The sequence below is a fragment of the Bacillus paramycoides genome, assembly GCF_038971285.1.
In the GTDB taxonomy this organism is placed as follows: domain Bacteria; phylum Bacillota; class Bacilli; order Bacillales; family Bacillaceae_G; genus Bacillus_A.
In genome coordinates this window covers 2,987,415-3,009,047 of the sequence record NZ_CP152427.1, presented here as the reverse complement: position 1 = coordinate 3,009,047, position 21,633 = coordinate 2,987,415, and the positions used below count along the sequence as shown (strand labels likewise).

General features: G+C 33.6%; 20 protein-coding genes and 4 pseudogenes. 19 read left to right on the top strand and 5 right to left on the bottom strand.

Annotated features, from left to right (window positions below; all coding sequences use genetic code 11):
• Positions 1-87: 87 nt before the first annotated feature.
• Complete coding sequence (gene satA / locus AAG068_RS15555; RefSeq protein ID WP_071759142.1) at positions 88-639, bottom strand: streptothricin N-acetyltransferase SatA; 552 nt, start codon at positions 637-639, stop codon at positions 88-90.
• A 217-nt stretch (positions 640-856) separates the two neighbouring features.
• On the opposite strand from satA, the pseudogene AAG068_RS15550 reads away from it, so the two are divergent.
• The 8 genes and pseudogenes from AAG068_RS15550 to AAG068_RS15515 all read left to right on the top strand — a co-directional run.
• Positions 857-973: pseudogene (locus tag AAG068_RS15550) on the top strand (polysaccharide deacetylase family protein); the annotation flags it as partial.
• A gap of 354 nt (positions 974-1,327) precedes the next feature.
• Positions 1,328-1,690, top strand: a complete 363-nt coding sequence (locus tag AAG068_RS15545) for a DUF2294 domain-containing protein (protein WP_016717920.1) — start codon at positions 1,328-1,330, stop codon at positions 1,688-1,690.
• Positions 1,691-2,245: 555 nt separating this feature from the next.
• Positions 2,246-3,778, top strand: coding sequence for an NADH dehydrogenase subunit 5 (locus AAG068_RS15540; protein ID WP_342714912.1), 1,533 nt, complete (start codon positions 2,246-2,248; stop codon positions 3,776-3,778).
• Positions 3,778-6,402, top strand: a complete 2,625-nt coding sequence (locus AAG068_RS15535) for a DUF2309 domain-containing protein (RefSeq protein WP_342714911.1) — start codon at positions 3,778-3,780, stop codon at positions 6,400-6,402. The genes AAG068_RS15540 and AAG068_RS15535 overlap by 1 nt, the downstream gene beginning before the upstream one ends.
• Before the next feature lie 79 nt (positions 6,403-6,481).
• Positions 6,482-6,994 (top strand): carbonic anhydrase, encoded by a 513-nt coding sequence (locus AAG068_RS15530; RefSeq protein WP_166688386.1) that lies wholly within the window; start codon positions 6,482-6,484, stop codon positions 6,992-6,994.
• A gap of 85 nt (positions 6,995-7,079) precedes the next feature.
• Positions 7,080-8,510: a cryptochrome/photolyase family protein gene (locus AAG068_RS15525; protein WP_342714910.1), complete on the top strand. Its 1,431-nt coding sequence runs from the start codon at positions 7,080-7,082 to the stop codon at positions 8,508-8,510.
• 111 nt (positions 8,511-8,621) lie between these two features.
• Complete coding sequence (locus AAG068_RS15520; protein ID WP_048525467.1) at positions 8,622-9,077, top strand: TspO/MBR family protein; 456 nt, start codon at positions 8,622-8,624, stop codon at positions 9,075-9,077.
• Positions 9,078-9,180: 103 nt separating this feature from the next.
• Positions 9,181-9,891: an alpha/beta hydrolase gene (locus tag AAG068_RS15515; protein WP_166688388.1), complete on the top strand. Its 711-nt coding sequence runs from the start codon at positions 9,181-9,183 to the stop codon at positions 9,889-9,891.
• Between the two features lie 102 nt (positions 9,892-9,993).
• Here AAG068_RS15515 and AAG068_RS15510 read toward each other — a convergent pair whose 3' ends face one another.
• Positions 9,994-10,359, bottom strand: a complete 366-nt coding sequence (locus AAG068_RS15510; protein WP_166688389.1) for a YxeA family protein — start codon at positions 10,357-10,359, stop codon at positions 9,994-9,996.
• Positions 10,360-10,755: 396 nt separating this feature from the next.
• A pseudogene (locus AAG068_RS15505) lies at positions 10,756-10,860 on the bottom strand (acyl dehydratase); the annotation flags it as partial.
• A 118-nt stretch (positions 10,861-10,978) separates the two neighbouring features.
• Here AAG068_RS15505 and AAG068_RS15500 point away from each other — a divergent pair.
• The 8 genes from AAG068_RS15500 to AAG068_RS15460 all read left to right on the top strand — a co-directional run bounded on the left by AAG068_RS15500 (position 10,979) and on the right by AAG068_RS15460 (position 17,049).
• Complete coding sequence (locus AAG068_RS15500) at positions 10,979-11,365, top strand: general stress protein (RefSeq protein ID WP_166688390.1); 387 nt, start codon at positions 10,979-10,981, stop codon at positions 11,363-11,365.
• Positions 11,366-11,450: 85 nt separating this feature from the next.
• Positions 11,451-11,852 (top strand): peptidase U61, encoded by a 402-nt coding sequence (locus AAG068_RS15495; RefSeq protein ID WP_342714909.1) that lies wholly within the window; start codon positions 11,451-11,453, stop codon positions 11,850-11,852.
• A 35-nt stretch (positions 11,853-11,887) separates the two neighbouring features.
• Entirely contained in the window at positions 11,888-12,913 is a 1,026-nt protein-coding gene (locus AAG068_RS15490; protein ID WP_166688391.1) for a ParM/StbA family protein, read from the top strand.
• A 276-nt stretch (positions 12,914-13,189) separates the two neighbouring features.
• The gene (locus AAG068_RS15485; RefSeq protein ID WP_166703129.1) at positions 13,190-14,140 is read left to right on the top strand and encodes a magnesium transporter CorA family protein; all 951 of its coding nucleotides are present in this window, start codon (positions 13,190-13,192) and stop codon (positions 14,138-14,140) included.
• Positions 14,141-14,217: 77 nt separating this feature from the next.
• Entirely contained in the window at positions 14,218-14,439 is a 222-nt protein-coding gene (locus tag AAG068_RS15480; RefSeq protein ID WP_098346726.1) for a hypothetical protein, read from the top strand.
• A 271-nt stretch (positions 14,440-14,710) separates the two neighbouring features.
• Positions 14,711-15,145 carry a hypothetical protein gene (locus AAG068_RS15475; protein ID WP_048525481.1) on the top strand — a complete coding sequence of 145 codons (435 nt, stop codon included), beginning with the start codon at positions 14,711-14,713 and terminating at the stop codon, positions 15,143-15,145.
• 238 nt (positions 15,146-15,383) lie between these two features.
• The gene (locus tag AAG068_RS15470; protein ID WP_166688393.1) at positions 15,384-16,124 is read left to right on the top strand and encodes a YrrS family protein; all 741 of its coding nucleotides are present in this window, start codon (positions 15,384-15,386) and stop codon (positions 16,122-16,124) included.
• A 625-nt stretch (positions 16,125-16,749) separates the two neighbouring features.
• Positions 16,750-17,049: an ArsR/SmtB family transcription factor gene (locus AAG068_RS15460; RefSeq protein ID WP_000214796.1), complete on the top strand. Its 300-nt coding sequence runs from the start codon at positions 16,750-16,752 to the stop codon at positions 17,047-17,049.
• A gap of 58 nt (positions 17,050-17,107) precedes the next feature.
• Here the strand turns inward: AAG068_RS15460 and AAG068_RS15455 are convergent.
• Positions 17,108-17,188 (bottom strand): annotated as a pseudogene (locus AAG068_RS15455) (DUF2187 family protein); the annotation flags it as partial.
• Positions 17,189-17,414: 226 nt separating this feature from the next.
• Between AAG068_RS15455 and AAG068_RS15450 the strand changes: the two are divergent.
• The 3 genes and pseudogenes from AAG068_RS15450 to AAG068_RS15440 all read left to right on the top strand — a co-directional run bounded on the left by AAG068_RS15450 (position 17,415) and on the right by AAG068_RS15440 (position 19,478).
• Positions 17,415-17,657, top strand: a complete 243-nt coding sequence (locus tag AAG068_RS15450) for a hypothetical protein (RefSeq protein ID WP_048525485.1) — start codon at positions 17,415-17,417, stop codon at positions 17,655-17,657.
• Positions 17,658-18,010: 353 nt separating this feature from the next.
• A pseudogene (locus AAG068_RS15445) lies at positions 18,011-18,380 on the top strand (MarR family transcriptional regulator).
• 219 nt (positions 18,381-18,599) lie between these two features.
• Entirely contained in the window at positions 18,600-19,478 is an 879-nt protein-coding gene (locus AAG068_RS15440) for a LysR family transcriptional regulator (protein ID WP_063224972.1), read from the top strand.
• A gap of 318 nt (positions 19,479-19,796) precedes the next feature.
• Here the strand turns inward: AAG068_RS15440 and AAG068_RS15435 are convergent, their stop codons facing one another.
• Positions 19,797-21,632, bottom strand: coding sequence for an amidohydrolase (locus AAG068_RS15435; RefSeq protein WP_157409974.1), 1,836 nt, complete (start codon positions 21,630-21,632; stop codon positions 19,797-19,799).
• Position 21,633: the final 1 nt, after the last annotated feature.

Sequence of the window (21,633 nt, the reverse complement as noted above, 5' to 3'; positions counted from 1 at the left end):
TGTTAAATAACTTAACCCCAATTTCTCAATTTTAATGTAGAGAGATTGGGGTCTTTATTTTGAGTTTGTTTAACGTTAAGAACATTTTCATTCGAAGTGAAAATACCAATAAATTGCAACTTCATCACTTGTCATATCCAAACCTTTATAAACAAGAAAATCAAATCCACCTATTACAAATCCACATTTTTCATAGAACTTACACGCAGCAACATTATTATTTTGCGTTTCAAGCATGATACCGGGCATGTTGCCTTCTTTTGCCCATTGCTTTGCTTGTTCAATTAATCTTTTACCAACCCCGAGTGTACGATGTTTTTTATCCACCGTTATATCTTCTATGTAAGCATAGTGATTCCAATTCTTTTTCAATACTATTAATCCGATGATTTGGTTATGTAACAGTGCTATGTAAATTACTTGATTAGGATTATTTATATATTCATTGTACGCCACTTCTTCATTATCATTTTGTAAATAACTTTTTTCATAACTTGGAACGTCTTCTACTGTATATTCTATTCGTCTATTTACTTTTGAAAGAGAAAGAATTAACCGAGCATTCACTATAAAACTGTCATCAATCTCCGGGAGATTGTCTAAATCATTTGTTTCTAACTCTCTAATTAAAAGGCTCATCGTGATACCTCCAAATCATAGTATTTCTTTTGGTTTTTTATCCCGCGTTAACGGACAGTAAAACTCCCACCTCAAAATTCAGTTGGAGCAAAGAAGTTAGGTGGGAGCTGATAATCAGCGGGGGATGAACAAAACCCCCACTGATTAAAGTTTCACTTTATTTGATTCAAATTCATTCCGATTACAAAATTATAATAGAATTTGAATGGTAAGGCTATCATTACAAGCTCTTCCGGAAATCATTAAATTTTATAAAGAGCAAGAGTATGAATTTGGAGTATACAATGACGAGGAACATTTTCGTCTAAACTTCCAGAAAGATCAACGTCTATAGTATAAACATAGTTATTTTAAAAAGGTGTTTTTATTACTAAATCAATAATTAAGCCAAAAGTCGATTTCCTATTTTATAAAGAAATCGACTCTTTCGTTTATGTATTATGTCACAAGAACTCCCTTACTTTCTCCGGAATGTCTCCTTTAGAAATCTATGTAACAGAGCCTTTATAGTAAGAGTATCTTGTTGGTAATAATCAAAAAAATCTATATTGTAATATAAAAAAACACTATGATATGAAAGGATACCTTACAACAATCCCAATAAATTCTTCTCAATAATTGAAAATAAAATCAATCCGGATTATTATATTGTTATTGTAAATCTATTTTATTGAAGGAGGATACATAGATGAAAAGCTCAAAAGGCTCTATTGAATCAGAGATAAGCAAAGCAATTACTCACTGGGAAAAGGACTACCTAGGACGCGGGTCTATATCCGTTAAGACAGATATATTACGGGATATGATTATCGTAAATTTACAAGGTATTTTAACGCCGGCTGAATATACTGTTTGCGAAACAAAAGACGGTATGCTAACGATAAAGAAAAATCGTTCGGAGCTAGTTGAATCTGGAATTGATGATTTGAAAGAGATCATACTAGAATTAACTGGAGAAAAAGTGAAAAGTTTTCATACGGATATAAGTTCGCGTACAGGTGAGCGAGTAATGATTTTTAAATTGTTTCATAATCTTGAAGAAAAATTTTAAAAATAAAAAACACCTTAAGGTTAGGGGAAGGATTAAGAAACCTAAAAGTTTGAAGTTATTTAGGTATAATAAATCTTTAAAAACTGATAAAGAAATTGACAAACTGCTTAATATGGTTTATCTTATAATTGTTTTAAAAAATTGATAGATGCTCATTTTAACAGTTTGCTATAATTAAGGCTTTAGCATTTTTTTAATATGTCATATTGACTAAATGAAAAAGTTTCTTAATGAAAAGATAGCGTATAACATAAATTGATATATTGATTGCATAATCTAGGAGATCAGAAATATACTTTTCTTTTTAACAGGAGTAATACATACATTATACTCTATAAAATGGGAGCTCTTCAAAAAACTTTATTGAAGTTAGTTGAAGTGAAACCGACAATCTCCATAATTCAATGATGATATAAAATCATTGAATTATGGAAGTTGTCGGTTTTTTTTATGGAAAAAACGATGTACTAAAAAGAGTGAATGGAAATTGAAATTAAAAAACTATCTTAAAAGAAATTTTTATAGGTTATTTTCGTTGGGAAGGGAGTATTGTACATGTTAATTTCGCTGAGTTCATCAACACTGTTAACATTATTTTTTATGGCGCTTAGTGCTTCTTGGCTAAGTGGATTGTTGTTTTTACATGCAAGGATGCCTTTACGTTTTGTTCATATCCATATTGGTATCGCTGCATTGCCTTCATTGGTTTCTTTACTCGCACTGGTTAATCGCAATGGAGATAGAGTTGTAGGGCCTTGGCATTTAGATACTTTAGCTTGGTTCATGGCTTTCTTTGTTCTTACAATTGGTTTAATCATTCAACGTTTTTCTATACGTTACTTACTGGGAGATCGCTTATATCGAAAATACTTTGCACTTTTTACATTTACTACAGGTGTATCTTCAGTCGCATGGTTAAGTAATGATCTTCGTTTCATGATTATTTGTTGGGGAGCAACTCTTATAGGATTGGTTTTACTCATATGTCTAAATAAAGGGTGGAAAGTAGTTAGCGAAGCAGCAAAAATTTCTAGTTATTTATTTATAATAAGCTGGATCGCCTTGCTAGCAGCTATCATTTGGCTTTTTCAAGTCACTGGACAGTGGCAGTTAACATCAGTTTTAACGAATGAAAATGCAGCTCAATTTGGAACGTTGGAGAAAACAGGAATTAACTTATTGATTATAGTAGCTGTGATGATTCCAGCAGCACAATGGCCTTTTCAAAGATGGTTAATTGAGTCAGCTGTTGCTCCAACTCCTGTTTCTGCTATTATGCATGCGGGTTTAGTAAATGCTGGCGGTATCATGTTAACTAGATTTTCACCTCTTTTTCATGATGATATTGCACAAATCATTTTACTAATTTTCTCTAGTATTTCTGTCTTAATCGGAACAGGAATTAGCCTAGTTCAAGTTGATTATAAACGTCAGCTAGTGGGATCAACTATTGCACAAATGGGGTTTATGCTTATTCAATGCGCATTAGGAGCCTATTTGGCGGCTGTTATTCATTTAATTTTACATGGTTTATTTAAAGCTACACTGTTTTTACAAGCTGGTTCTTCCGTACAACGTTTTAGGGCAGTGAAGCCGTCTAATGAAAAGATGTCTAATTTATGGACTATGGTCGGGCGTGTTTTCGGATTATTTATAGCGATTGCTTTTTGGTTTACGACTTCTGGAGAAGGGTATGAATTAGTTAGTGCGTTCATTTTAGGGTGGTCATTATACTTTTCATGGAAACAGCTTGTTGTTTTTGGAGAGGGAAGAATGGGACGAATTGTTGGCGTATTTATTTTAGTTGGATTTTCTCTCATTTACTTTACCGTTCATAATTCTCTTTATAAATGGTTGCATACTGACATGTATCAAAATGTTCAACCTTCAGCTTCAGCCGTTATTTTTGTTATATGTCTCTTATTATTTGGTAGTGCTATTAGTACTCTCGTTACTCGTAATCAATCCTCTACAATGTTTGCTGTAATGTATCTTTGGTTCGTTCGAATAGGTGAAGCGAGACAAAAGTCAGTAGAAAGTCATCCAAGCTATCTTAAACATTATGTATCAAAGGGAGGTAATCAGTGATGAGCATATCGTCAATCGTAACGAAAGAAACTTTAAAAAAGAAAGAGACAAACATCGAAGTACAAGAAAGGAATATGAATGATTTAGTTGAATCTGCTAGCCGAGTGATTGCACCACTTTGGCCGATCGCTACATTTGCAGCTCATCACCCTTGGATGGGACTTGAAAAACAATCATTTGAACAAGTTGCAGATTGGTTAAAAGAAATTCGTAATGTGGATATATATCCGAGTGCTGCTATGATTCATTCGGCAAAGGCAAAAAGGGAGATTGAGGAATCGTTTTTACAAAGTGGCTTGTCTCGTTGGCTTGATTCACAATCTTTTCATATCCCGCGAAAGAAAGCGGAGCAGTTTTGCCAAGCAGCTTTAAAATTAGAAAAATTACCTTCTAGTTTATTATCATCGCCACAATTAAATAAACTGGCAGAAGAAATGAGTTATATAAATACAGGAAGTATGAAAGACTCTTCTATGCAACCTGTAAGTACACTGATAGAGAATCAAAAGGGTGACAACCTATCTGATATTCTTAATTATCATATTATTAAATGGTGTAAATTATATCTTGATGACTCCGGGTCAAGTTGGACGATGCCAAATCGAGAAAAAGGTTTGTATCGTGCATGGCATCACCTTATTAAATTTGATCCAGCGCTCAGTAAAAATGAGCGTAGCGTTTTAAAAGATTGGCCAGAGGATGCCGAGGTAGCTTTAACAAGAGCTTTATTTGAATTAGGAATTTCTGAATCTAACAAGCAAGCTTACCTTGAAGGTCACTTGCTTGCTTTGCCTGGGTGGGTAGGAATGATAAGATGGCGTTCCCAACAGTCAACTCAGGAGCAGGAACTTATGATTGAATATTTAGCAGTTCGAATTTCTATGGAGCTGGCCATTGTCAAACCTTATTTACCTATAACAAATCAAAAGGCTGAGAAAAAAGTTGCGATTGTTCCGCTTATAGCTTCTTGGATCTATTGGGGGAATATTTCAACCCTGGAATGGTCACAAATGTCTGCAGCTGAACAAAGCGAATTATTAGCATTTGCTTATCGTTTTGATGAAAATATTCGCAGGAAACTTTGGCTAGAAGCTTGGGAACAGACGCATGCAGAGCAATTAAGGGAAAGGATTGTTTCTAAGCAACGTGCAACTAATGATAAAAAACGTGTATTAGCTCAATTAGCATTTTGTATTGATGTCCGTTCAGAACCATTTCGTCGCCACCTAGAAAAATTAGGTCCGTTCGAAACGTTTGGAATAGCTGGTTTCTTTGGGTTACCGATTGCGACTAGTGAACTAGGCAGTAGCGAAAGCCATCCTTCTTTGCCAGTTATATTAAAACCGAAACATCAAATAAAAGAGCTCACGGATGAAAATGAATATAAATCTTATGAGCAACGTAAGAAGATAGACAGCTCAGTAAGTTATACGTTTAAAACGATGAAACAAAATGTACTGACAAGTATGTTACTACCTGAGGTAAGTGGCCCTTTACTTGGTTTACAAATGGTGACAAGGAGTTTTGTGCCAAGAAGAGTAGGTAGTTTCCTTCGTAACCTTCGTAAAACGATGTTACAAAAACCTGATACAACATTCTCACTTAATCATGTTCATGATACAAAATGTGAGATACCTATCGGTTTTACGAAAGAAGAAAAAGTGAACTATGTGCGTCAAGCTTTAAAAATGGTAGGATTGACAGAAAAATTCGCGCCTTTAATTGTAATGTGCGGACACAGTAGTCATAGTACGAACAATCCTTATGCTGCAGCGCTTGAGTGTGGTGCTTGTGGCGGAGCAGCAGGAGGATTCAATGCAAAAGTTTTTGCTACTTTATGTAATCTTCCAGAAGTAAGAGAGGCATTGTCTGCTGAAGGTATTAACATTCCGGAGGACACCATTTTTGCAGCAGCTGAACATAAAACAACAGTGGATGAATTGGAATGGATTTACGTCCCAGAACTTTCGGAAACTGCGCAAGAAGCATTTGATTGTATTGAGTCGGTTATGCCAAATGTCAGCCAAGATGCAAATAGAGAGCGTTTAACACAATTACCTAATTTTAAAACGAAAATAAAAAATCCGAGTAAAGAGGCACATCGATTTGCAGAAGATTGGAGTGAAATACGTCCGGAATGGGGATTAGCCCGTAATGCATCTTTTATTATCGGAAAACGAGAATTAACTCAGGATTGTGACCTAGAAGGAAGGGCTTTCCTTCATAATTATGATTGGAAACAGGATGAAAGTGGCAATATATTGGCTAACATCATTGCAGGACCAGGAACAGTAGCTCAGTGGATAAATCTCCAATATTACGCTTCAACTGTAGCTCCTCATTATTATGGTAGTGGAAACAAAACAACCCAAACCGTAACGGCAGGTCTCGGTGTTATGCAAGGAAATGCAAGTGACCTGTTGCCAGGCTTACCTTGGCAATCGGTTATGCAGTCAGATAGTGAGACGTATCATTCACCACTTCGTTTACTAATTGTAATTCAAGCACCTATTGAATATATAGAGCGTTTGCTAAATAAGGATTTCACATTTCGAGAAAAAGTTCAAAATGGATGGGTTAGACTGGCAAGTGTTGATCCAGAAGGACAATGGAAAAATTGGTAACAATCATGTCATGAATAATCAACTATCGTTACTAGTTTAAAAGTTTCATAAATACGATAATGAAGAAGGAGTGCTCCATATGAATTCAAAGAATAAAAAAGTATTAGTATTAACAGACATTGAACATGGGATAGAGCCTATTATCCAACAAGTAACTAACATTCAACAAGAAAACATATTGACTATACACAGCTATGATTCTGTAATTGTACATCCTTATGGAGATATAATGAGATCTATTATTATTGCTATTTATCAAGAAAATGTGGAAGAAATTTTTGTTGTAGGAATAGAGGATAAAGAAACTTCTTCAGTTAATCTACAAACTCAACGTGATTTCATAAAAGATAATATAGAATTAGACTATCTCTTTAAAAATTGCATGCCTGAATTTTCAAGTGGTAGCCTGAATGAATGGCTAAGTGGACAAGAAAATGTTAGTGAAAATATTGAGAAGAGTATAGAGATGATTCGTCATCATCCATTAGTACCTTCTAATATTAAAGTTCATGGTTTCATGATTGATAGAACAGGTGAAAAAGAAACGGTTGTTAAAATTCCTACTAATAAAATAGTTGAAAAAGTTAATTAATCTATGAAAGACAAATAAATTCTTATGTATAAATTGCTGTTGTATAATAAATTTTATTATATTTTAAGAATCAGAAGAGGTAGTCATGCAAAATAAAATTATCGTTATGTTTCAAAAAGATTTTCGTTTATATGATAACCCAGCTCTATTTGAAGCTGCTCAGTCCGGTGAGGTTGTTCCGGTATATATACATGACGAAACTTTTTCAATAGGAAGTGCGTCAAAGTGGTGGTTACATCATGCTATAATAGATGTCCAAAAGCAACTTGAGGCATTGGGCTCTACTTTAATAATTCGCAAAGGAAATACACAGGAAGAAATATTTTCTCTCATAGAACAGTTAGGTATAACGGCTGTATATTGGAATGTTTGTTATGATCCGGACAGATTACAATCTAATGAAAAAATGAAAATAATGTTAGAGGGTAAAGGTATTGTCTGTAAGGAATTTAATTCACATTTATTATTAGAACCGTGGATTATTAAAAAGAAAGATAACACTGAATATAAGGTGTTTACGCCTTTTTACAATGCATTTCAAAAGCAGGTAATACCTAAACCTATTAGTAAAGTGCAGCGTATAAAAGGAGGAAACTCTTTACCAGCAAGCTTATCTGTTTCAGAATTACATTTGCTGCCGACTATACGGTGGACATCTCATATTGAATCCATATGGGAGCCTACAGAAGAAGGGGCATACAAAACATGTAAGAAATTTTTCTCTAGTAAATTAGCCTCTTATAGTGAAGGAAGAGATTTTCCAAATGAAAATGCTCATTCGATGCTGGCACCTTATCTTTCATTTGGCCAAATATCAGTGAGATGGATGTATCATTACTTAATAAATAAAAGTACCGAAAGACAATGTAGTCTTTTTGAAAAACAAGTGAATAGTTTTATACGCCAATTAATTTGGCGAGAGTTTTCTTATTATTTGCTCTATCATTATCCGTTTACAGTATATAAACCTCTTAATAAGAGCTTTGAACATTTTCCGTGGAATAATGAAGAGGAATTATTAACAGTATGGCAGAAGGGTGAAACTGGTTATCCGTTTATTGATGCGGGAATGCGGGAACTATGGCAAACAGGTTTTATGCATAATCGAGCAAGAATGGCTGTAGCCTCTTTTCTTGTCAAGCATTTGTTAATTCCGTGGCAAGAAGGAGCAAAATGGTTTATGGATACACTACTAGATGCTGATATTGCAAATAATACAATGGGATGGCAATGGGTTGCTGGAAGTGGAGCAGATGCATCACCGTATTTTCGTATTTTTAATCCCATCACACAAGGAGAAAAGTTTGATAAAGAGGGGGAGTATATAAGAAAATGGGTACCAGAATTAAGAGATATGCCTAATAAATATATACATAAACCTTGGGAAGCACCTGAGCATATTTTACAAAAGGCTAATATAAAGCTTGGTCATACATATCCTTTGCCAGTCGTTGATCATAAGGCGGCACGAGAGAGAGCGCTTTGTGCATATAAAAGTATGAAAGAGTTCACATAAAATAAGTTAAACAATATGTATTTGAAATTTAAATATTAGAATGTTATCCATTACAAGGACATACTAATCATATAAAGTTTCTATAATCTTCTAGTAAAAAGGAGAATGTTTATGAAAAAATCTAGTATTCTAGTATTTTTACTAACATATGGTTTGTTTTATGTTTCTAGTATTTTATTTCCTATCGATCGTATGTGGTACGATGCGCTAGAAAAGCCGTCTTGGACACCTTCTGGTATGACAATCGGAATAGTTTGGGCTGTACTATATGGACTTATTGCATTGTCGGTTACAATTATTTACAACAAATATGGATGTAAGCCAAAAACATTTTGGTTTGTATTCCTTTTAAATTACATGTGCAATCAAGCGTTCAGCTACTTTCAATTCAGTCAAAAAAATTTATTTTTAGCAACAGTAGATTGTTTACTAGTCGCTATTACTACGTTACTTCTCATAGCGGTTTCTTCCAAATTATCTAAAGTATCGACATGGTTGCTAATTCCATATTTTTTATGGTCTGCATTTGCTACATATTTATCTTGGACCATTTATAGTATAAATTAAACACGTAAATAAAAACTTGAGCACAATAAAAATGCTCGAGTTTTTATGTGTATGAATGATAATCTAAAATATAGAATATATACATCTTAGGGAGGTCATCTTTGTGAAGAAATGGATAAAAATTATTCTGTACTCTTTACTAGGTATTTTAATTATAGGAAGTATTACGTTTTTGACTTGGTCTCAGTTTACTTATAAACCAACGAAAGAGGCTTTGTCGTTAGTAGATGATAAAAAAGATGAGGATAATATAGTTTTTGGACAGAAAGATGCTAAGGTAGGCGTTATTTTTTATCAAGGAGCTAAAGTAGAAGCTGAGGCTTATAGTTACTTAGGGGAAGCTCTTGCAAAAGATGGGCATTTTGTAGTGATGCCTAAGTTACCATTAAATTTAGCGATACTTGGAATCAATGCGGTAGACAGTGTAATGGAACAGTATCCTGAAGTTCAAAAATGGTATGTTGCAGGGCATTCAATGGGGGGAGCTATGATTTCTAAGTATGCCTTCCAACATGAAGACAAGGTAGATGGAATCATTTTCTTAGGCTCGTATCCTGCAGATGATTTCTCTACGAAATCGATTCCAATGTTATCTATTTATGGAGAAGTAGATGCTTTAACAACTGTAGAAAAAATAGAGAACAATAAAAAGTTCATGTCAAAGAATACAACTATGCACATGATAAAAGGCGGAAACCATGCTCATTTTGGCATGTATGGTGAGCAAAAAGGTGATAATGCAAGCTTAATTACGCCAAAAGTACAACGAGATGAAACTGTGAAAGTAATTGAACAGTGGTTATTAAAACAATGATAACGAATTTAATAAAGTGATCTAAAGAATTCTACTTCCTCAATATATCCTAATGGTAGGTTGGAGAGGTAATCAAGAGCCAGCTCATAAGAGTAGGCTCTTTTATTTAATTTCTACCTCTAATTGCTTTCTTATTTTCTCCGGAATATCCTTTTCAGAAATAACGTCGTAAGAATACACATACTTTCCTTTTACATGAATTTTTAAGTGAGTTTTTTTTATAAAATCATTAGGGGTGCTAGTTCCTACTGTATATTCTTTCTCATTCTTTGATTTATCAACACCTTTTAGGGTATACATAGCTCGTCCTTTATGATGATAATCTGGAACACCATATCCCTTCGCAATGGCGTATACATTTTTTTCTTCAGCAATCGGATTAAATCTATCCAAATCCCCTCGTAATATGAAAGGTAGTAAGTATATAGGTAGGCCTATTCCTAGTATGCAAAGTACAAATTTCTTCATGATCATTTCTCCTCTTGTTCATTTACATAATTCAGTATAGAAAAAAATTCTTATAAATATAGAGGGAAATTCCTTAAGGTTTTCTTAATAAAGTTTAACCGTGTGAAAAAAGATTAACTTTAGTATTAAGCCTGCGGAATGAATAGCCAAATAACCTGTTTTCTTTATTTTTTGATGGTAGGTTATTTGGTTTTATATTAGTATGGGTGAATTAAGAAATAAGTGAGATTTAGGAACTAGAATAAATGTATTTTATAGTAATAAGAGAATTATCTAAATACATTTATAGTGCGAACAATGAAAGAAAGCATCTAGTGAGATGCTTTTTTCTTTTGAAGTAGAGAATCCCATGGGGCAGTTACATGTAATGCAGCGCTGTGCTTCTATGTCATTGGAAAATTCAATGATAAAAAAAGAGGCTTGTCTTCCAAATAAATTGTTATTTGTAACACTGTTATCAAAGCAAAGTGCTCGTGACATTTCTTTGATATTCAAAAACATTAATAACCTATTACATGAAGTTTTTTGAAAATTTAGGTTTAACATCTTTAAAATAGGTGTATTACATATTACATAACAACTAAATAAGAAAATAAAAAACTAAGGGAGGAAAAATACAATGCATAAGAATGAAAGAAAACCGGTGGTTCATGAATATGATAATGAACATGAAGTAGTTATGAAAGTAAAAGAGCTAGAATTGCAAGGGATTCACCAAGATGACATTTACGTCTTAACACATGAAAAACATCTAACAAAAAAGATTGCGGATGATACAAACACAAATACGATTGGAGTAAAAGAACAAGGATTGGGTACAAGTATTATCAACTTTTTCTCCAAAAAAGGGGACGAACTCCGAAATCAAATGGAGGAAATGGGGTTGTCGAAGGAGGAAGCTAACTTATATGAAGAAAAATTAGATCAAGGTAGAATTTTACTTCTAGTAACAGATGAAATACCAACGGCGAGTGATGGGCAGCCGCAAAACTATCATTCTCTCTAATAGATTGCAACATCTGATAAATAGGTAAGTTAATTATTTTAGGTTGTAGCATGGAAGAAAATAAAAGTAGAGAAGGGTGAGAAAAATGAAACATACAATATTTAAATATGCTGTGATTGGGATTGCGACCGGAGTCATGGTCTCCCTATTAAAAAAAGAAAATCGGAATGCTATACAAACAAAAGGAAAAAGCGTAAAAGACAAACTACAAGAAGGAAACATAAAGGAAATATTGGAGAAGGTAACTGAGACAAGTAAACAATTCTCTGTAACTGCAGCTAATGTTGCTAAACAAACATTACCACAACTGCTTACAGCCACACCAGTTGTCATTTCTACTATTAAAGATTTAACAGAAAACGAAAATAACAAAAAGAAAAAAGATGCAAAGGATAACGAAATAAATCAAAACAGTAAAGACATAGACGGAGAAAAAACGAAAAATGAAAAGAAATATATGAAAGAAGGGAAAGAAGAGAGTGCTTAGATTTAATTCTAAAAAGAGAAAGTGAGGAAAAAAGTATGAAATCTCTGTATGCAATTGATGTAGGAATTGGTTTTACTAAGCGGGCATATCGACAGGATGTAGATTCTGAGATGACGATTAAGAGTGAAGCTTCCACACTAGCCCCTGTACCTAATCATGCTGAAAGTGAAGATTTAACAAAGGTAAGTTTTATAGACTTAGACTTTGCATACTACATGGGAAATGAAGCGCATCAATCTGCCGCTTCATTTCTTCCTACATTTGACGAAGAAATAGAAAAATATTATGAAAGCGAACAGTTTAAACAACAAATATTTGGTTGCATTGCAAAGGATTATAAAGAAAATGTCGTGTTACCTTTAGTTGTTACCGGGCTTCCTGTTACTTGTTTTGGTAGTCAGCATGAGCAATTACAACGTGCACTAAAAAAAGAAACTTCCGTACAAATTGATGGGAAATTTATTAATATTACGGTGGAAAATGTTTTGATTCTTCAGCAACCGGTCGCTTTACATGCCTATTTCTTAAAAGAGGGAATCATTCAGGAACAAGATCGTATCTTAATTATTGATGGTGGATTTCGTACATTAGAAATGACAGATATGAAACAGAATGTCATTTTAAATCATTATGAGACGGAACTAGGATGTAGCAAGCCTTTGAAAAATATTAAGAATATCCTGCAGAATCATGCGGGGGAAAGTGATCACTTGCATATTAACGACATGCCAAAAGTATTAGAAAAAGGATATGGGGATCGAGAAGAAAATCCTCAGACAAGTCAGGTTGATACTTTGATTCAAAAAGAGTTGGATACACACTTCCAAGACGTTATGCGTGTATTACAAGAACAATTTAAGTTAGACCAGTATGACACTATCATTTGGACAGGAGGAATAGTAGACATACACAAAAAACGAATTGAAAAAATGCAAGGTGAAATTTCTTCTTTCCGTATGGTAGACGCTTCGAAAGAGGCAGCACTTCATGGATACTATATGATTGGAAGTCAAGTATTTGACGACATCACCAATCAATCTGCATATGAATCTAAATTATAATAACGACCGAAATGGAGTTCGTTAAATAGACGTGCCACATATAAATAAGAAAAGATAAAAAGTGCTTGTATAGAGGAAATGTTTAAAATTTAGAATCCAAATAACTAATATATAGGGGGTCTTCCTTGCGTAACAGAAGAAGACCTCCTATGCCATTTAGTTTGTAATGTAGAGGATCTAAAAACTTTTCCTCCAAGACATGAATACCTACATATAAATTTCATATTACGGATATTATTCGATGAAACATAAAACTATTCAGAAAGGAAGAATAATGTGGAATGTATAAAAATGCCGAAATGGGATTGGTATCATGTGAAAACTAGTGAACTTGAAAAACTTTCTTCTATAATCCCTCGTGATGTAACATCTTATTTCTCTCAATTTATAAAGAAAATAAGTTCTCCTTGTGAAAATGGATTATATGTTTATACGTTATCACCAAGTCAAACTTGTGTATATGGTTCGTTTTTATATGATCAAGATAAAAAGGACGCCCAAATTCAAAAATTTCTTCATTATTTCGTAGCTCATGGAATACTGATAACGGTCCAGGAAAAAGAGGAAGAGGATTTCCAAAAATTAATAGATAATTCCTTTTTTAGTGTGAAAAATTGTAATAGTTCCGCTGAAGGATTATGTGCTATCTTATCAATCTTTATATCTCATTACTTGCGAAAGGTTGATTATTTCGAAAACAATTTTAGAAATGTATTATGGGATTTTTATCATCATAATAACATAGCAGTTTTAGAAAGAATTTATCATATTCGTCATGAATTATTTATGAACACACATGTGTTTCGCTTAATACAAGAAGTGTTACAAGGCTTGGAGGAAGCTTGGTTAGAAAACCTAACGAACACCCTTTGTTATAAACAAACACACGTAAAATTAGAGCGTGGATTACAACTCGTTAAAGAGTACCAAGAAGAATTAGACACGATGATTCATTTACAAGAAGTTGTTTCTTCTCATCGTGGGAATGAAATTATGAAAGCTCTTACTGTATTAACTGCTGTAAGTACGCCTTTGACGGCCTTAGGAGCATTGTGGGGGATGAATTTTAAATATATGCCTGAACTAGAATGGAAATATAGCTATTTAATCGCTCTCTTATTTATTATTTTCACAACAGGTGGCATGTATTTGTATATGCGATTCAAAGGGTGGACAGGTGATTTATTACGAGTAAAGAAAAAGAAATCTTTTTTTAAATCTAATTAATCCTGTTTATAAAAAATATGATAGATATGAATCATAGATATATGGTTAGTAATATTTATTAATAGGGGGAGTGCCACATGCCCATCAAGCTAACAAAACAAAATAATTCGTTTGGGGATGTTGAAATGCTTATCAATTTAGCAAACAAAATGTATCAAAGAGGGGGCATGTCGCTTATCGACAAGTGTCCGACTCCTGTGAAGGTGTTATTTTCGAATTCCCACAAAAAAGTACGCTATTCTATGCAAATGACGTCTTACGTGAAAACACCGCATATCATTTTAAGAAAAGGTATTTAGAAAACGAAAAATCAACTCATCCGGCTGACACGCTATCTCCACTGTACAAGGATTCTCCCACCACAGTAAGATAAAATTATCGAAGAGAATTATGAGCCTTACTTGACGAAACCAATGATAGGAAATTCATGTTGAGATATACATATTCATTATTGAAATTAGTAATAATAAAATGTATTATTGAAAAGCACTATTTATAATTCAAGTAATCAAGGCTATGTATCCAAAATAATTCGAACATTCAGAAATTATAATATTATCTAAAAATGAGGTGAGGTTAATAGAAACAGTACATATTAAATGGTATGGATTGTATAGTTTAAATGATTTTTATAATAGAGAAGAAGCTTTTAAGAAGGGAATATTTGCAATCTCTAGAGTATATGCTAATAATGAAACATTGATCTATATAGGAAAAACCAAAAGAAGCTTTATACAAAAGATAAGGGAACTTAATAAGGATTGGACTTTTGATGAAAGTGAATTAAAGATTACATTAGGAATAATAGAGTTTCCTAGTGGTGAAAGTTACTCTGAAAAAAAGGTAAAAGAGATAAAATCCCTTCTGATTTTACGACATATCCCAGTAGAAAACAACACATCTTTATTGTACCATAGAGGGCAGTTTAATTTGAAAATTATAAATAAGGGAAGAAGGGGCTTAATTGTTAAAAAGATTTCTACAGGAGATCTAATGTGGACGTAATTGGAATCATCTTTGAATAAAATTGAAGGTTTCTTACGAATAGGAGTTTATCAATTTTTAATGTATTAAAATATTTTTGAATAACATATGTCAGATACTTGAAACAACACAAATTTTATTATGATATGAAATCTTGTATGGGAATTGTGATTTATTTCCATCGTTTAATAAAAATATTAAGAATTATAAGAATGATGCATAAAGATTAGAAGAGAAAATAAATTCGGGGGTTTAAAAAATGGTACAAGTAAGCAGGTTTCAAGAAAAACAACAAAATCGTCGTAAAAAGGTGGTTTTTAATATTGCATTTACTTTGGTATTAGTGACAGTTGGTATAGTGACATACCAGTTGTTTTCCCCTTCTGATACATCAAAGAAAGCAATTGCTCAAGAAAAGAAAGCAACAAAGATAGAAGAGAAGAAACGTAAAGAGAAAGAAGCAGCGCAGTTAGAAGAGAAGAAACGTAAAGAGAAAGAAGCAGCGCAGTTAGAGGAGAAGGAGCGTGAGGAGAAAGAAGCAGCACTGTTAGACGAGAAGGAACGTGAGGAGAAAGAAGCAGTACTGCTAGAAGAGAAGAAACGTGAGGAGAAAGAAGCAGCACTGTTAGAAGAGAAACAAAAAGCAGAAAAATCGGTAAAAATGAACGGAAATGAAAATAAAGAGGGAGAAAAAACGGCATCTCAAGAAAAAGGTTCTCAAACTAATCCTTCTTGGAAGCCAATTGGTACAGTGCAAGGAGCAAAACCTGAAATGAAATTTAAAGAAGGAACAGTAGATTGGAGTGAGATGAAACAAGCAATTTCTTATGCTGTTGATGTTCCAGAGAGCCAATTGATTTTCGATTTTATTGGGAATAATGGTGATAATAAAGCCTACGGTAATGTACGAGATAAGCAAAGTAATAAAAAATATAAGGTTGATATTGATTGGGTAGAGAATCAGGGGTGGAAACCAGCATCTGTTCAAGTGTTGAAATAAATAATAGAAATGTAATTATGTGTTTAAAAGTTTACTTTTGTAAAAACTCACAAAAGAGTCCGTATCAATCAGGACTCTTTTTGTTATGTTGACAGCATTAATTACTTGGACTCATTTGTTAGATCCTGATGCGGACCAACTTTGATAACCAATAAAGTCTCATCTCGTGTGAGCGTTCATCTATTAACCAAAGAACAACAAAAAAACGAGTACAGGATTAAGTTGTACAAGAAAATAGAAAGGAAGGAAATATTCTCCTCGTAGTAAACGACTTAGTATTATCGATCTTTATATGACCAACACTCCTGCACCTAGAGAAAACAATGAAAAGCTCAAGGAAAGAAAACAACAAAGATAGAAGGGAAACACAAAGCAGAAAAATCGGTAGTTACATGTGAATGATTTGAAAAATCTTCATTATAAATTTAGGCTAACTTCACATAGAGCACATATTAATATTTTATTATTTATATGTAATGAAAGAATAAATAAAGTGAATTGTATTTCGTTCTGTTTTTAAAAATTTAAAATTCCTTTATTTTTATATAAAGGTTTTACATCGGAGTTTTAAATATTTTGGAAATAGATCAAAATAAAAGGAGTTCATATAAAAGGGGAATGTCCTATGACAACATATACAAGTGAAATGAGAAAAAGTTTAGTTTCAGAAGAAGATGTAGATATTTTGAAAATTATGGCGCATCCAATCCGCTTACAAATTGTAAATGAATTAAGTACGAGAAAAACGTGTAATGTAACACAATTAACAGAATTGCTGAATATTCCACAATCGACAGTTTCACAACATTTATCAAAAATGAAGGGTAAAGTGTTACGAGCTGAGCGAAAAGGTTTAGAAATTTATTATCATATTCATAATTTAAAAGCGAGTAAGATTGTAAGTGTTTTAGGATATATAAACTAATGAAGTATTTTCATATAAAATAGCCGCTGCTGGTGAGAAGGGGCTATTTTGTATTGCTTTATGTATTTACATTTGAAATTGTATAGTTTTTATGATTTACAATGGTTTGATCAAATTCAAAAGTACCACCGCTTACTATAATCATATCCCATAATAATAGTTCCTCCTTTAGATAAGGGGGGATTAGAGCTTATTCCATAGACTTTAACGGGTTCACTTTACCTTGGGTTTTTAAGGATGAATTGAGCAGGTCTCTGTGAAAATAGAAAAAACACCTTAATGCGCCTTCTTCTAAAATTTTTTGTGTCATTAGCCCTTTTTACTACATAGCTTATTATAAATTGTTTTAGGGAGGGGTATAAGTAATGGCATATACTTTAAATGATATTTGTATCGATGTGTGTCTTATTGTTACGTTTACTCCTAGTGGCGGGGTAGAATCAATTGTAAGTGGTGGAGAAGAGTGTGGATCTAGTCCTAGTATAGTGATTAATTCTGATGGCTCAATTACTATTACATTACCATTAGTAGCTTGTTTATCCCTCGTATTAAATGACGATTTAAGTGTTGGAGCATCATTAACAAGCTTGTCTTTTAAAACTTCTTAAGTGAGGTACTAATTTTATATGAAAGATTAGAGCGCTCCTTTTTGTAGGAGGGCTCTAATCTTTTTTTAAAACTATATCATATACATAGGCAGACGCATCATCTGAAATTTGTTCCGATTCAATTTAGAATATGACAAAAGAGAACTTGCGTTAGACAACAAGCTCTCTTTAAAAGAAATAACGTAATTGAGATACTTATATAGTAACAATTGTTTTCTTCTAATTCCATATGTCTTATGTTGAGAAATAAATTATAAGTGGCTTGATAACGCTAAAATGAATGATTGACATAATATTTTGACGATAATATAATAAATCTCGAATTCAAGATAACTTGTAAAGGATTGGGAATTATGAGCGTGATTAACGATGAGAGCCTATATTTAAAGTTATTTGTTATATTATGAAGGGAATTACAGTCAATCACTAAATGTATTGCAAAGGATATAAAAAATTATGGACTTAATCCAACTGAATTTGCAGTGCGTGAGCTACTATACAGTAAAAGCGATCAGCTTATACAAAAACTTGGAGACAAAATATTACTTGCAAGTAGTAGTATCACGTACACGTCAAATATTTCAGAAGGTATTGAATTAATGGACACTATTTTTCCTCAGCATAAAGGGGGATTCGGCAAATATTTGATAGTTTGGACTATATGGAGAAAAAATGATAATTAAACAGTTGAAAAAGTTAGGATGTTACACACAGAAATTGTAAGTTTTTAGAGGTTATTTCTGCTTAGTAATATCCTAATTAAATATAAATTAAATAAATAGGAGGAAAAATTAATAAATAGTAGTAAATTTATTGTAATGCAAAGTAAATAAATTATGTAATTGCAATTGATATAGTAAGAAAGATAGTTGTTATGTTAACGATATACATATCGTCCTTTTCATTATAAATCTTTCATAAAGCGGAGAGTGGGTATCAAGAATGGAATTACGTCATTTAGAGTATTTTATTCAAGTTTGTAATAATAATAGTTTTACTAAAGCTGCGGAAGTTCTAGGTATTTCACAGCCGACTTTAAGCCAACAAATCCGTGTGTTAGAAGGTGAACTTGATACACCCTTGTTTCATCGAGTTGGAAGAGGTATCAAAATGACAGAAGCGGGTAAGCTGCTATTTGATAAAGGAAAATTTATCATGCAACAATTTGATGACGTTTATAATGAAATTTTTGAATTAAAGGGTGTAAAAAGAGGGGTAATCACTATAGGAGGTTTATTAGAGGATCTCACTTATTTAACACCTTATATTATGAAGTTTCAACAACATTATCCTAACATCGTAGTAAAAATTATAGAATCCGAAGTTGCTGTAAATCAAATCGTTGATAAAAATATTGATATAGGCATCACGCGTAGTGCTCAAATTCCAGACACATTAACAAGCACCCTTTTGTATAGCGAAGAGCTTGTCCTTGTCATTCCAAAAAATCATCCTTTGAATGAAACATCATTTGTTTCTTTTCGAGAATTAGTAGGGCTCAGTAGAATAATGGTTTCATGTAGTTGTCGTGAATCTATTAAAATATATTGTGAGAGTTTAGGGTTATCTTTATCTGAAGCAAATATAGAAACAAAATCTTCTATTTCTCTATTGAGCCTTGTATACAATGGACATGGGGTTGCCATAATACCTCTTTCACTGGTTAACTTTGTTAATAATGATACTTTGAGCATAGTTCGTATTATTGACCCAACACCAAGTCAAGATATTAATCTTATTCACTTTGATGATAAATTTTTAAGTTTTGCAGCACGTATCTTTATGCAGAAGTTAAATAATCCTGAAAAAGTATTAGTATAATAAAAATAATAATGATTATAGTGTGAGAATTAAACATGATACATAATTCTTGGGAGAAGACCTAAATTACAGTCAAAGGGTAAGTAGATTTATATGAGTGGTGTAGTCGCTTCAAAATGGAATACCATGGACTTTTACTTAAGGGGAAAAGGACAGACTTTGCAAGGAGAGAAGGCTGTTAAAAACAAGTCAAGTTAATCAATTAACTCTTTGGTCTTATCGCATAGTAATAGATTCCATTAGGGATATACTGCTATTTCTTTTTACATATTCTTATTGCATAAAGAAAACCACCGGCATTATACCGGTGGTTTTGACTTAGAAAGCAAAGCAAGTACAACCAATACCCCATTTAGTTCCATCTTTTCCTATTACGGTATGAGTGTGTTGATGGAGAGGGTTACTGCAACTATGTAACTTGTGATCATGGGCATCGTGAGAAAGTATAGTGTGGGCTAGGTTAGCACCACCATAACCATAAACTCCCGTCGGTGACCAATCAGGTGATGCTGGTGGCAATTCAGGTGATAAATTTTTAAATTCATCATTTCCATAAACAACCTGCCCACCCATAATGGTTAGTAATGATTCAAGGTTCTTGATTTCTTCTTCTGGCACAGTAAAGTAGTCAGCAGACAATACAGCAAGATCAGCAAACTGACCTACTGCAAGGGTTCCTTTTTTACCTTCATCACCAGAGAACCACGCACTTCCTTTTGAATATAATTCCAGGGCTACTTTTCTATCAAGTTTATTTTTTTCATCGTATATCGAAAGTCCACCAATGGTTTTTCCGGCAACCATCCAGTAAAGAGCGACCCAAGGGTTATAGCTGGAAACCCTAGTTGCATCACTACCAGCGCCAACAGGTATACCTAGGTCTAACATCCGATAAATTGGAGGAGTACGCTTTGCAGCTTCCTTTCCGTATAAATCAACAAAGTATTCACCTTGAAAAGCCATGCGGTCTTGGATGGCAATACCGCCATTTAAAGCCTTAACACGTTCCATACTACGATCTGAGATTGTTTCTGCATGGTCAAACCACCATCGTAGACCATTAAAAGGGATTTCTTTGTTGACTTCCTCAAATACATTTAAGAATCGTGTGATTGACTCGTCATAAGTTGCATGTAAACGGAATGGCCAACGGTTTTCCACTAATAGAGAAATTACTTTCTTTAAGTCAGCTTCCATCATCGTAGCTAGTTCAGGACGTGGCATTTGAAATTTTTCGAAATCGGCTGCCGAGAATACTAACATTTCTCCGGCACCATTCATTTTATACTTATCAGTTCCTTGACCTGGAGAAACAATTTTGGCCCATGAAGCAAAGTCTTCATATTCATGATTAGGATTTTGCGTAAATAGATTATAAGCAATACGCAAAGTTAATTGTTCCTTCTCGGCTAAATGTTCAACAACTTTGTAATCATCAGGATAATTTTGGAATCCGCCACCTGCGTCAATAGCACTTGTAATACCTAATCTATTTAATTCGCGCATAAAATGGCGAGTTGAATTAATTTGGTCGTCAAAATTAAGTATTGGTGCTTTACCCAAACTTGAATAAAGAATAGAAGCGTTAGGATTCGCAATTAAAAGGCCCGTTGGATTACCTCGTTTATCTCGCTCAATTAAGCAGCCTGGAGGGTCTGGGGTATCTTTTGTGTATCCCAGTGCACGCAGCCCAGCACGATTTACAAGTGCTCTATCGTAAAGATGTAGCACAAAGACAGGTGTGTCTTCAGAAACAGCATTAATCTCTTCTAAAGTTGGCAACCGTCTCTCTTTAAATTGAAATTCAGACCAACCTCCAACTACTCTTACCCACTGAGGAGCAGGTGTACGCCTTGCCTGTTCTTTGAGCATTTCGAGAGCTATGGCAAGTGAAGGCACACCTTCCCATCGTAATTCCATATTATAATGAAGACCGCCACGAATAACGTGTATATGAGAGTCATTCAGACCTGGAATAGCTCTCTTTCTTTTAAGGTCTATTTTTTTTGTTTTTTCTGTGGCACTATTAAGAATTTCATCTCCACCTACTGCAGTTATTAAACCATCAGTTATGGCGATAGCAGACACCTCAGGTTGAGAGGGATCAAGGGTAGTAATTTTTCCGTTATATAAGATCATATCCGGTAAATTCATA